Below are 12,284 nucleotides of genomic sequence, written 5' to 3'. Positions count from 1 at the left end.
GGCGCCGTGCGCTTACTTTTCCGCGTTAAGCCGCTGCTGCATAAAGTCAATAAATACCCGCAGCTTGCGCGGCACATGCGTGCGGCTTGAGTAATACAGGTAAAAGCCCGGAAAGCCCGGCCACCAGGGTTTTAGCAGCGGCACCAGCCGGCCGTTGGCGATATCGTCCTCGACCTGCGCTTCAAACACACAGCCGATACCGGCGCCCGAGCGCACGGCGTTCAGCAACAGGTCGCCGTCATTGGTCAGCACAGCTCCCTTGATCTCCACCTCAAAATCGCGCCCCTTGTTCGAGTACTCCCAGCGGTAAACACTGTTGGCGATGCGGACGTTGACGCAGCGGTGCTGGCCCAGCTCTTCCGGTGTCTTGGGTGGTGTGCGGCGTTTGAGGTAGCTGGGCGCGGCCACTGTGGCCAGGCGGCAGCGCCCGCCCAGCGGCACGGCCACCACTTCCGGCGCCAGGTTTTCGCCCAGCCGTATGCCGGCGTCAAAGCCGCTGCCCACCAGGTCAACCAGCGCGTTGTCGCAATGCAGCTCCAGCGTGATGTCGGGAAACGCCTCCATAAAGGCGACCAGGTGCGGCTGCAGCAGCACGTCGTAAGCCACCTTGGGCAGGTTCAGGCGCAGCAGGCCAGTCGGTAACTCGCGCACTTCATTCACGCGTTCGATCGCAGCTGTCAGCGTGGCCAGGCCGGGTTCGGCATCTTGCAAAAAGCGCTGGCCGATTTCCGTGACGCTGACGCGCCGCGTCGAGCGCTCCAGCAGGCGCACGCCCAGGCGCTTTTCAAGCGTGCGGATGGTCTGCGACAGCGCTGAAGGCGAGACGCCCAGCTCGTCGGCGGCGCGGGTAAAGCTGGCGTGGTGGGCCACACGCGCAAAGACCGCAATAGCGGGGATCAGGTCGGGTGTCACGCCCCTGATTATGAAGCAATGCTTCAAACGGAATGACGCCAATCACTATTTTTCTTTCTTAATTCGGCGCCCATCATTGCGTCCGGCTTCACTGCTTTCATTCATCACTTACTTGCCAAAGGAATCCATCATGTCCAACCCAACCAGCAACCCCAGCCGCAATCTCAACGGCAAAGTCGCCATCGTCACCGGCTCCTCCAAAGGCATAGGCGCCGGCATTGCCGAGCGCCTTGCCCGCGACGGCGCTTCGGTCGTCGTCAACTACGCCCGCAGCGAAAAAGAAGCCGCCGCCGTCGTCGCCCGCATCACCGCCGCCGGCGGCAAGGCCGTGGCCGTGCAGGCCGACATCTCCCGCGCCGAGCAGATCCAGCCGCTGGTCGACGCCACGCTGCGCCACTTCGGCCGGCTCGACATCCTGGTCAACAACGCCGGCATCTACCAGCTGGATTCGCTGGACACGATCACCGCTGACAGCATCGCCCGGCATTTCGACCTGAATGTGCGCGGCCTGACGCTGATGACGCAGGCCGCGGCACGCGTGCTGCCGGCCGGCGGTGTCATCGTCAACATCAGCTCCGGCGTCGCCAAAAGCCCATCCGCCCAGGCCCATATCTACTGCGCCACCAAGGGCGCGGTCGACATCCTGACCCGCACCTTCGGCGCGGAGCTCGGCCCGCGCAATATCCGCGTCGTCGGCATCGCCCCCGGTTTTGTGGCGACAGATGGCAATGCCGATTCCTCGGAAGCCTACGCCGCGTACTTCGTGCCCAAGACGCCGCTGGGCCGTGTCGGGCAGCCAGCCGATATTGCTGCGGCGGTGTCATTTGCTGTCTCCGGCGATGCGGCATGGGTGACCGGCTGCACCATCGATGTTGCGGGCGGGCTGGTGTTCTGACGCGCCATAAAACAGCCAGCAGGCTCAGCAGACCCAGCTAGGCCTGGACCGGAGTTCATGGGTCCAATCGGCACTTTCCCCAATCAGGAAGGGCATAGTTTGCTATTGATCTGATAGTGAAAGTGGTGGGAGTTGACAATCAAATAACCAAATGGTTATGATTCGAGCATGCAAACCGCCGCCACTGAGTTTTCAAACCAGGTCTCTGACGAGATATTCAAAGCCCTGGCCGACCCGACACGCCGGGCCATCTTTGAACGCCTGGCCCGCGACGGCGAGCAAACCGTACGCGCCCTGACCGACCGCGCGGGCGTGTCGCAACCGGCGGTGTCCAAGCACCTGCGCGTCTTGAAGCAGGCGCAGCTGGTCATCGACAGGCCCGCCGGGCGCGAGACGCATTACAGCGCCCAGCCGCTGGCGCTTGCGGCGCTGCGCGACTGGGTCAGCTTTTACGGCGCCTTCTGGAACGACCGCATCGATCACCTCGAATCACTTTTAAAAAGGATGGACCAATGAACCAAGTAGCTACTGAGACCCGCTCCGTCGTCATCGAACGCCAAATCCCCTATGCGCCCGAAAAAATCTGGCGCGCGCTCACCCAGCCGCATTTGATCCAGGAGTGGCTGATGAAAAACGACTTCAAGCCCAGCGTAGACCACCGCTTCAAGCTGACTGCAGACTGGGGCGCCGTCGAATGCCAGGTGCTGGTGGTCGAGCCGAACACCACGCTGTCTTACACCTGGGCCGCCTACGGCCTGGAGAGCGTCGTCACCTGGACGCTCACCCCCGCGGGCACCGGCACGCAACTGCGCATGGAGCAATCGGGCTTCCGGCCAGATCAAGAGCAGGCCTTCCAGGGCGCCAAATATGGCTGGCAACAGTTCTTTGCCAACCTGGAGAAAGTTTTGGTGCGGGCGGATTGACCGTCTGGCGGGACTCATCAACGCGAGGCACTGAATGAACGCGACAGACAAAAAGACAGCTGCCAAGCCGGCACCCAAACCGGTACTTCTTTCAGGCGGCAACCCGCAGATCGCCAAGGGCGAGGGCGACGCGCCCGTGCAGTCCTACATCGCTGCCATGCCGGGCTGGAAGCGCGATGTAGGGCGCCAGCTGGACGCGCTCATCGTGCGCACCGTGCCCGGCGTGCATAAGGCCGTCAAATGGAACTCGCCTTTCTATGGCGTGAAAGGCGAGGGCTGGTTCCTCAGCTTCCATTGCTTTAACAAGTACATCAAGGTGGCCTTCTTTCGCGGCCTGTCGCTAAAGCCCGTGCCGCCCGTCGAGTCCAAGAGCCAGGACACGCGCTACTTTCATATCCATGAGGGCGAGCCGCTGGACGAGGCCCAGTTCGCCGTCTGGGTCAAACAAGCCAGCCAACTGCCCCTCGAAAAGATGTGAGCCGCATCAACACGAAGAAAGGAAAAACACCATGCCCAAAACAACTGCTACCAAAACAGCCGCCACCAAAAGCAAGGCCGCCCCGGCGGCAAGCAGCGTTCCAGCCTCTCAGCTGATCGACGAAAAAATCGCAAGCCTGAACGACTGGCGCGGCGAAACCCTCGCCAGGGTCCGCGCCATCGTCAAGCAGGCAGTCCCCGGCGTGGTCGAAGAATGGAAGTGGAGCGTTCCGGTCTGGTCCCACAACGGCATCATCTGCACCGGCGAGACCTACAAGGCGGCAGTGAAGATGACCTTCGCCAAAGGCGCCAAGGTGGATGACCCCTCAGGCCTCTTTAACTCCAGCCTCGAAGGCAACACCCGCCGCGCGATTGATTTTCATGAGGGCGACAAGATTGACGAGAAGGCCTTGAAGGCGCTGGTGCGTGCGGCTGCGGCTTTGAATAAGGCGTAGCGTTGACCACCACTTTCTATGAGGAATGTGACAGTTGGAAGCGGAATTACAAGTGCTTGTGTATCAAGAAACATCGACAGCGTAGAAGAAGACAAATGTTCATGCGGAGATGACCGTAAGATCACTTGCCAAAAAATGGACCGTTCTGCCCAACCTTACCCGCTGGCAATTTAGCTAGAGTCCTTAACAGTCGACCAGCGCAATGATCGGGGATCGACGCTCATGCGTTCGAGACGACATCAATCTTGAACTTTTTTTCGTTCTTACCGGGGTTCTCAACGACTCCAATAGATCGTGCATCGTCAGCAAAAAGTATGAGCGCATCACTCGGGCCATGGAGGCCTAGCGCGAGGGCTGTGCTTGTCGTCGTCTCTCCCTTCTTCTTGCGCTCGATGGTTCCTACTGCCGCTCGACCGTAAAGAGTCCCTTTGACTATTAAGTCATAGGTGTCAGTAGAGGCCAGTCCGCCAAGCGCACGAAAGAGGGCGTTCGGCTGCTGTTCATACTGACCACGCAGCTCGATCTGATCCCCGATGCGCATCAACGTGAGTGGACATTCTGGCCCCATCCATTGCGTCGAAACGAGATCTGGCAGAGGATCAAGCATTCCTCTCCCAAGCTCTTTCATTAGCCTGCTTCTCGGCTCAGCTTCCTCGATTGCCGACTCTTCCTGCTTCTTCTCATCAATCCGCGCACCTTTAATCTGCGCGAACGTTGAAGGCAAGTTATCGTGAGGATCGGGCCCTTCGAGACCTTTTTTGCACATGGCCTCCGCTTCCGAGTAGAAGCCGGCTTTCAGATACGCCAGAGCCAAATTGCTCATCGATAGAGTGTTTCCTTTTTGCTCTGCCGTATTGAATGCTTCAATCGCTAAGACGGAAAGTTTTAGGCTCTGGCGCGCTACCCCCAAGTTGTTCCAAGCAGTGTCATTTCGTCGTGCATCCGGAATCGCGAGGTAGTGAAGTAGCGTTGCGGGTACGTCATCGGCCTCGGAGTAGGCATAGGCCAAAGCGAAGCGCTTATCTGCATCGGACGGAGCAAGGGCCACTTGGTATTCCAGCGCCGCAATTCTCAAAAGCGGGTGGCCCTTGAACTTCGCCATAAGTGCAGTAGCCCGCAGTCTTGCGTCTCGGACATCTGTATCAGTTGCGGGAAGAGCTGCTAGCAGGGACATGATCCGCCTTGCTTCGACCTCATCTTTAACCTTGCAGCAAAGCTCTACGGCAGTAGCTAGGCTTCGAGCTGCGGCGCCGACAGAACCTGCTTTGGTCGCTGCAATTGCTGCCTCTTCATGAAGCTTTATTGCCCCTCGGTCGTCATTGAAATGGCTAACTGCGCGTGCGAGCATGCTCACCATCGCGTGGTCAGTACGGTGCTGATTCACCATTTTTTCCAGATTAACGAAGCTGCCACCTTTGTCCAGAATCAGGAGCGAATATTCCTTGCGAGCTTCCCATCGGGAAAACCCGTTCTCGCGCTTGCTAAGTTCTGAGGCCGAAAAGGCTTCGTTTACGGTTTGAAGATACTCGTCGTCCTCAAACAGAATCGCATGAAAAAGTGCCATTTCATAGTCGATTGCTTCCCAAGTTGCTTTTGGGGCGCTTAACGGGGATTCATCGGTCGACTTCGGTGCCTCGCCTGTCTGGGAGTGCTCGGGAGCCGCAACATCAGAAATTTGTGGCGGCGGGGCCTGCACCAAGATCGCGCCGAGCATCTGAGTCAACCTCAGATAAGCGTTGCTCATGTTGTCACGTTGGAATTGGATGTACTCGACGTTGCCGTGCAATCCGCCGGGGGCGCGCACACCTACCTCAAGCAACAAAATGAGCCGCATTTCGCGCTCACGTGCAATTGCAATCTCTTGAATGATCCAGTCTGATGTTTTCCATTGGAGACTGGACTCTTCGATCACCTGGAGCTTTTTGTTCCAAAGGGCGGATCGGAACGACGAAGAGGTCGCAACTCTTTCTTTCTTGGAGCAGATGCCAATGAAAATATCGCAGGACCGCAGCATCGGAAGCACTTTGTCTACGATGTCTTCTGGCCTGGCGCCCTCCGCGTGCACCCAGACGAATGCTGGATTTGAGCCTTTAAAGGCCTCGAGGAATTCGGTTACTGACAAGACCAGTTTCTTGTCATCGTCAGTGAAACTGTGACCTACGAATGCTTTCGCCATAACCCTTCCTCCGCTAAGTCATTAAATGTAACGGGTCGCTGGCACGACGATGGCGACAGACGCCCAATGAATCGTCTACCTGGAAAATCTGGAGTAGCAAAATAAGACGCCTGCATCGTTGCTAGGGTTAAACCTCACAGAGAAGAAAGCAGGTGGTCCCGAACGACTTGAACACTCGACCTGCGGGTTAAGAGTCCGCTGTCCTATACGACCTCAACGACTACCTGCAGGTTGCGTCGCCCGCAACTTATCCTTCTTGCTAGGCCGCTTCCCTTTGATACCACCGGTGCCCGCAGGATCAACCGGATTCGGGGCCACCACTTCCACAGGCTCAAACCCCGCCACCTGCTCACGCGCCACCTTGATGCCCTGGCGCTTTTCGATGAGGCGGAAGTGCGCTTCGGTAGCCGCACTCACAAAGCTCACGGCCAGGCCGGATTCGCCGGCGCGGCCGGTGCGGCCTATGCGGTGGGTGTAGTCGGTGGCGGAGCGGGGCAGGTCGTAGTTCAAGACTACCGGCATTTGCGCGATGTCGATGCCGCGGGCGGCGACGTCGGTGGCGACTACTACTTGCACGGCCTTGATCTTGAAGTCTTGCAGCACCTGGGTGCGTTTGCCCTGGCTGAGTTCGCCGTGGAAGGGTTCGGCTTCGATGTCCACCTTGCGCAGTTTGTCGGCGACGATTTCGGCGGCGTGTTTGGTGGCGACGAAGACGAGTACGCGCTCCCATTTTTCCGTTTGCACCAGGTGGCGCAGCAGCTGGGTGCGGCGGGGTGCGTCGACTTCAATGGCGCGTTGGGTGATATCGGGTACGGCTTGCTCTACCGGTGCGACTTCCACGCGCAGCGGGTTGCGCAGCAGGCTGGAGGCTAGCGCTTCAATCGCGGGCGGGAAGGTGGCTGAGAAAAACAGCGTCTGGCGTTTCGCTGGCAGCAGGGCCAGAATGCGGTTCAGTTCTTCGCCAAAGCCCAGGTCGAGCAGGCGGTCGGCTTCGTCGAGTACCAGCGTGCTGGTGTGGGTCAGCGTCAAGGCGTTGTGGTCGATCAAATCAAGCAGGCGGCCGGGCGTGGCGACGACGATGTCCGCGCCGCCGCGCAGATTCATCATTTGCGGGTTGATGGAGACGCCGCCGAATACGACCGCGACCTTGACGCGCTGCGGCAGGTATTTGGCAAACCCCACGATGGCTTCGCCGACCTGCGCGGCCAGTTCGCGCGTGGGCACCAGGATGAGCGCACGCACCGGCCGGTGCTGGCGCCCCGTGGGTACCGGCGCATTGACCAGTTGTTGCAGCAGCGGCAGCGAAAACGCAGCCGTCTTGCCCGAACCCGTTTGCGCCGAGCCCAGCACGTCGCGCCCTTCCAGAATGGCGGGGATGGCGGCTGACTGGATGGCGGTGGGGGCGGTGTAGCCCTGTTCCTCCATGGCGCGCATCAGTGCGGGCAGCAGCGCGGGCGAAAAGCCCAGTGAGGAAAATGGCATGAGGTGGGTGTGGAGAAGGGTGTGAGAGGGCGGGCCGCAAGCGGCGCGGGGCCAGCTTTGCGTTGCCGCCTGAAGCCGCAAGTTTAAGCCTCGGGCCTCTGGCGAAGCTAAACGCTCGGACGAAAGCCTGAAAACCTCATTTCGCAGGCTGCGTCTGCGGCGCCAGAAACAGCAGCGCACACGCCGACGCGCCCAGCGCGCACAGCACACAACCCAGCACCACCCAGCGAAACGCATTCACCAGCACTTCAGGCGCCGCCGCCTGCACCGGCCCCTGCAGGCTGGCGGCAAATACCACGCCCAGCACCGCCACGGCCAGCAAGCCTGCCACGCGGGCCACGGCGTTGTTGATGCCCGAGGCGATGCCGGCATGGGCGGTGGGCACCGCGTTCATGACGGTGGTGGTGAGCGGCGCGACGGCTATCGTCATGCCCAGGCCCAGCACCACCATGGCCGGGAAAAAGCCCACCCAGTAAGACCAGCCCACGCCGGGCAGGGCTAGCAGCGCAAAGCCCGCAGCCGCCACAGCTGGCCCGGCGATCAGCATGCGCCGCGCGCCGAAGCGCTCGGTGAGTTTGGCCGTGCTGGACGACAGAAAGCCGAGCAGCAGTGAGAACGGCAGCAGCGTGGCCCCGGCCGCGGTGGCGGAATATTTGAAAGCGCCAATCAGTACAAAGGGCAAAAAGAACAGCGCGCCGCTGAGCGCAAAGTACAGCAGCAGCGTGAGCAAATTGGTGCCCACAAAGTTGCGTGACTTGAAGAGGCCCAGCGGCATCATGGGCGCACGCGTGCGCGCCTGCGCCAGCACAAAGGCCACCAGCAGCGCCGCGCCCAGCGCGATAAAGCCCAGCACGCTGCCCGCCTGCCAGCCGCGCTCGGGCGCCAGCGTGAGGCCGTAGGTGAGGGCGCCCAGGCCGCCGGCCACCAGCAGCACGCCCAGCCAGTCGAGCTGCTGCGGCGCATCCGGGTCGCGGCTGTCGGGCACGGCATAAAGCGCCAGCCACACCGTGGCCACCGCCATGGGCACATTCAAAAAGAAGATGGACCGCCACGACACCGCATCGACCAGCCAGCCGCCCAGCACCGGCCCGGCCGCGCCGGTGATCGCGGCCCAGGCGGCCCAGGTGCCAATCGCCTTGCCGCGCGCCTCACCCTCAAACACATTGCCGATGATGGCCAGGCTGGCGGGCACCAGCAGCGCTGCGCCCACGCCCTGCAATGCACGCGCGGCGATCAGCGCCAGCGGCCCTGGCGCAAAACCGCAGGCCACAGAAGCCGCCGTAAAGATCGCGATGCCGAGGATAAAAATCTTGCGGCGGCCAAAGCGGTCGCCTAGCGAGCCGCCCACCAGCACCAGCGAGCCCAGCGCCAGCAGGTAGGCATTGATGACCCACTGCATGGCCGCCAGCCCGTCGGCAGAGCCGCCCGTCAGGTCGCGCTGGATGGCGGGCAGGGCGATGTTGACGACCGAGCCGTCAATAAAGGCCATGGACGAACCCAGCACCGTGGCCGCCAGTGCAAAGCCGGGGTGCGGCGCGCTGCCGGTTTTCTGATGCTGGGCGCGGATGATGCCTTCGTCGCAAGGGGCGTGCGGGTTGCCGGGCATGTGGGCTCCTGGTGGATTGGGGTGCGAGAGATATTGAAGGATTTGCGCTGTCTGATATTTGACAAATAGTCTAATAATGGATAATATTTCCAGATGACATCACGCTACGCCCCAGCACCTCACTGTCCCTCATCCTGCCAGTTTCCCCGCTCTTGCGTGAATCATGACGGGAGCCGCCATGCCAGCTGATGCGCAACTGCTGCTGCTCGACAAGCAGCAAGTCGAATCCATGCTCTTGCCGGCCGACGTGCTGGAAGCCGTGCGCGAAGCCTTTGTGCTGCACAGCCAGGGTGAAGGCCGCGTGTTTCCGGTCGTGCGTGAGGCGCTATCCACTGGCGGTGTATTCGGCATCAAGTCGGGCAGTGTGCCCGCGCAGGGCCTGCTGGGCTTTAAGGCCGCGGGCTTTTGGCCGGGCAACCGTGAGCAGGGCGGCGAGCCGCACCAGGCCACCGTCATGCTGATAGACCCGGCCACCGGCCGGCCGCTGTGCGTTATCGACGGCAATGCGATTACCACCCAGCGCACGGGCGCGGCGGGCGGGCTGGGCTTGCTGCAACTGGCGCGGCCGGGCAGCACCCGGCTTTGCGTGTTTGGCGCGGGCGTGCAGGCGCAGGTGCAGCTCAGCTTTGCGCTCCGGCTCGTGCCGTCGCTGCGCGAGGTGCGCTATGTCACTTTTGATGGCAAACCCAATGCAGCCTTTGAAGCGCGCTTTGCCGCGCAGTGCAAGCTGACGCACGCGCTTGACGGCAATGCCGCCGTGGCGGACAGTGAGGTGGTGATCACCGCCACCCCGGGCGCAGGCCCATTGTTTGATGTTGAGGCCGTGCAGCCCGGCACGCACCTGAACTGTGTGGGCGCGGACACCAAAGGCAAGCGCGAGCTGCCCGAAGGTCTGCTGGCGCGGGCGCGCTTGTTTGTGGATGACATCACCCAGGCCAGGCAGATTGGCGAAACGCAATGGGCGCCTGAAACACCCGCCACCGAGCTGGGCGACCTGCTGACCGGCCAGGCCCAGGCGAATCGCCAGCCCGCCGACATCACGGTGTTTGACATGACGGGCCTGGCGTTGCAAGACCTGACGGTGGCGCGCTTTTTGTACACACGCGCCCTGGCAGCCGGCACGGGCCGCAGCATCGCCTGGCCCTGGTAAATCTTTCAATCATTGACCCAACTTATTGCCCGGAGAACCTTCTTGTCCGCCACCGCCGAATCCCTCGCCAGCCTTGAAACCCCCGCCGCGCTGATCGACCTGCCGCGCATGGAGCGCAATATCGCCCGCATGCAGGGCCGCATGAATGCGCTGGGCGTGCGCTTTCGCCCGCATGTCAAAACCAGCAAGTGCACGCCGGTGGCCAAAGCCCAGCGGGCAGCCGGCGCGCAGGGCATCACGGTGTCGACGCTGAAAGAGGCCGCGCAGTTTTATGCCGATGGTTTTGGTGACATTCTTTATGCCGTCGGCATGGTGGCCACCAAGCTGCCGCAGGCGTTGGCCTTGCGCCGCCAGGGCTGCGATTTAAAAATCATCACCGACAGCGTGGCCTCGGCCCAGGCCATCGTCGCCTTTGGCCGCGGGCATGGTGAAACCTTTGAGGTCTGGATAGAAATCGACAGCGACGGCCACCGCTCTGGCATCAAGCCCGGTGAAGCCGCTTTGCTGGAGGTGGCGCGCACGCTGCACCAGGGCGGCATGTTGCTGGGCGGTGTGATGACGCATGCTGGCTCAAGCTACGACCTCAATTCACCCGAAGCGCTGACGGCCATGGCCGAGCAGGAGCGCGCTGCCTGCGTGCAGGCTGCAGAGCGCGTGCGGGCGGCGGGCTTTCCGTGTGCGGTGGTCAGCGTGGGCTCCACGCCCACGGCGCTGTCGGCGGCGCAGCTTGACGGCGTGACCGAAGTGCGCGCCGGTGTGTATGTGTTTTTTGACCTGGTGATGCACAACATCGGCGTGTGCGCGACGGACGACATCGCCCTAAGCGTGCTGACCACCGTGATCGGCCATCAGGTCGAAAAAGGCTGGGCGATTGTGGATGCCGGCTGGATGGCCATGAGCCGCGACCGCGGCACGCAAAAACAGGCGCACGACTTCGGTTACGGCCAGGTGTGCAGTACCGGCGGCGAGGTGCTGACCGGCTATGTAATCAGCGGCGCCAACCAGGAGCACGGCATCCTCTCGCGCGAAGGAGAGGTTGACACCGACATCGCCAGGCGTTTCCCCATCGGCACGCAGCTGCGCATCCTGCCCAACCATGCTTGCGCCACCGGGGCGCAATACCCCGAGTACCACGCGCTGACGGAAGACGGCGAACTTGCCACCTGGAGCCGTTTGCACGGCTGGTGAGGCCTTGCGGTGCGAGGGCCTAGGGGCCAGAGGCGCGGCTGTAAGTGATGCTATTAAGAATATAGCTGTTAACGACCATGGCGATTGGGCTACAGGTCGATTTGACCCGGAGGATGCAGGCGAAACAGGCCATGGGTTTTATTTACAGTGTGAGAAGTGCAGCGAAAAAGTGACACTTTGTTACGGCTCGCCCATAATCCAGCGGATCGGCTTCCTACGCAAAAGAGACACCCATGACCCACACCGCTCCGCGCGCCGTCACGCTGCTTCTGGCCTTGACGGCTGCTCTTTTGGGAGCCGGCTGTGCGTCCAAGCCTGAAACCCGCATCGTCGACGCCACAGGCGCCGAGCCGACCAAGTTCTACAACGACCTGGGCGAGTGCCGCCGCTGGGCCAGCGGCTTTGAGATCGACCGCGCACTGACTCAGGCTTCCGCCGGCTTGGGCGGCGCCTTGATTGGCGGGCTGATGGGCGGCGGCGTTGAGGGCCTCTTCAACGGCGGCGTGGCGCGCGGCATGGCGCGCGGCATGGACGTCGGCATGGCCGCCGGCACCGTCGCCACCATCAACACGCAATCCCACCCGGCCGTCAGCCAGCGTGTGGAGCCTCTGGTGGTCGACTGCATGCGCGACCGCGGCCACCACATCGTCGATGGCAGCAAGGCGCACGCCACGGTGCACCCCATGTCTTTCATTCCCACGGCCGCCAGGCCCGGCGGCGCCGCTGCTGCGGCAGCACCTGCAAGCCCGGCTGCGCCAGCCCAGGCGCAAACGGTGGCTGCCGCTGCTCAAACCACTGCCCAGGCGCCGGCATCGACCACTACCGCATCGGCAGCGCCTGCCCCGGTGCGAGAAAAACCGCGCGCCGACCGGTTTGCCAGGCAGCGCGGCTGCACCGTTCCCGTCACGCCCTGGGAAGGCGCCACGGCCGTGACCTATGAGAGCTACACCACCAGCTGCAAAAACGGCGCCAAGCTTTTTATCCGCTGTGAACGCGGTGCTTGCCGCGAGCTGAAGTAGG

The 12,284-nt window shown here is 62.1% G+C and carries 12 protein-coding genes; 8 read left to right on the top strand and 4 right to left on the bottom strand.

The features are described 5' to 3' along the window. Nucleotides 1-12: 12 nt before the first annotated feature. Nucleotides 13-912 (bottom strand): LysR family transcriptional regulator, encoded by a 900-nt coding sequence (locus BM408_RS00880; protein WP_092127210.1) that lies wholly within the window; start codon nucleotides 910-912, stop codon nucleotides 13-15. Between the two features lie 130 nt (nucleotides 913-1,042). On the opposite strand from BM408_RS00880, the gene BM408_RS00875 reads away from it, so the two are divergent. The 5 genes from BM408_RS00875 (at nucleotide 1,043) to BM408_RS00855 (ending at nucleotide 3,662) form a co-directional block, all read left to right on the top strand. After that, nucleotides 1,043-1,807, top strand: a complete 765-nt coding sequence (locus BM408_RS00875) for an SDR family NAD(P)-dependent oxidoreductase (RefSeq protein ID WP_092125996.1) — start codon at nucleotides 1,043-1,045, stop codon at nucleotides 1,805-1,807. A gap of 168 nt (nucleotides 1,808-1,975) precedes the next feature. Next, the gene (locus tag BM408_RS00870; RefSeq protein ID WP_092125994.1) at nucleotides 1,976-2,323 is read left to right on the top strand and encodes an ArsR/SmtB family transcription factor; all 348 of its coding nucleotides are present in this window, start codon (nucleotides 1,976-1,978) and stop codon (nucleotides 2,321-2,323) included. Then, nucleotides 2,320-2,730 (top strand): SRPBCC family protein, encoded by a 411-nt coding sequence (locus BM408_RS00865; protein ID WP_092125992.1) that lies wholly within the window; start codon nucleotides 2,320-2,322, stop codon nucleotides 2,728-2,730. The genes BM408_RS00870 and BM408_RS00865 overlap by 4 nt, the downstream gene beginning before the upstream one ends. 34 nt (nucleotides 2,731-2,764) lie before the next feature. Beyond that, complete coding sequence (locus BM408_RS00860) at nucleotides 2,765-3,208, top strand: DUF1801 domain-containing protein (protein WP_092125990.1); 444 nt, start codon at nucleotides 2,765-2,767, stop codon at nucleotides 3,206-3,208. A gap of 31 nt (nucleotides 3,209-3,239) precedes the next feature. Continuing rightward, nucleotides 3,240-3,662: a DUF1801 domain-containing protein gene (locus tag BM408_RS00855; protein WP_092125988.1), complete on the top strand. Its 423-nt coding sequence runs from the start codon at nucleotides 3,240-3,242 to the stop codon at nucleotides 3,660-3,662. Nucleotides 3,663-3,882: 220 nt separating this feature from the next. Here BM408_RS00855 and BM408_RS00850 read toward each other — a convergent pair whose 3' ends face one another. The 3 genes from BM408_RS00850 to BM408_RS00840 all read right to left on the bottom strand — a co-directional run bounded on the left by BM408_RS00850 (nucleotide 3,883) and on the right by BM408_RS00840 (nucleotide 8,926). After that, nucleotides 3,883-5,838, bottom strand: coding sequence for a tetratricopeptide repeat protein (locus BM408_RS00850; protein WP_092125986.1), 1,956 nt, complete (start codon nucleotides 5,836-5,838; stop codon nucleotides 3,883-3,885). Between the two features lie 213 nt (nucleotides 5,839-6,051). Further along, nucleotides 6,052-7,320 carry a DEAD/DEAH box helicase gene (locus BM408_RS00845; protein ID WP_092125984.1) on the bottom strand — a complete coding sequence of 423 codons (1,269 nt, stop codon included), beginning with the start codon at nucleotides 7,318-7,320 and terminating at the stop codon, nucleotides 6,052-6,054. A 136-nt stretch (nucleotides 7,321-7,456) separates the two neighbouring features. Next, a complete protein-coding gene (locus tag BM408_RS00840; RefSeq protein WP_092125982.1) occupies nucleotides 7,457-8,926 on the bottom strand; it encodes an MFS transporter in 1,470 nt (489 codons plus the stop codon). Between the two features lie 178 nt (nucleotides 8,927-9,104). Between BM408_RS00840 and BM408_RS00835 the strand changes: the two genes are divergently transcribed. From BM408_RS00835 to BM408_RS00825, 3 genes are all read left to right on the top strand, one after another. After that, the gene (locus BM408_RS00835; RefSeq protein ID WP_371326980.1) at nucleotides 9,105-10,076 is read left to right on the top strand and encodes an ornithine cyclodeaminase family protein; all 972 of its coding nucleotides are present in this window, start codon (nucleotides 9,105-9,107) and stop codon (nucleotides 10,074-10,076) included. 42 nt (nucleotides 10,077-10,118) lie between these two features. Continuing rightward, the gene (locus BM408_RS00830; protein WP_371326979.1) at nucleotides 10,119-11,264 is read left to right on the top strand and encodes a DSD1 family PLP-dependent enzyme; all 1,146 of its coding nucleotides are present in this window, start codon (nucleotides 10,119-10,121) and stop codon (nucleotides 11,262-11,264) included. A 233-nt stretch (nucleotides 11,265-11,497) separates the two neighbouring features. Continuing rightward, nucleotides 11,498-12,283, top strand: coding sequence for a hypothetical protein (locus tag BM408_RS00825; RefSeq protein ID WP_092125978.1), 786 nt, complete (start codon nucleotides 11,498-11,500; stop codon nucleotides 12,281-12,283). The last annotated feature ends 1 nt before the right edge of the window (nucleotide 12,284 follow it).

This window comes from Polaromonas sp. YR568 (assembly GCF_900116715.1).
Classification (GTDB): domain Bacteria; phylum Pseudomonadota; class Gammaproteobacteria; order Burkholderiales; family Burkholderiaceae_C; genus Polaromonas.
Note: the sequence above shows the minus strand (reverse complement) of the source record. Positions and strands in the feature narration are given on the sequence as shown.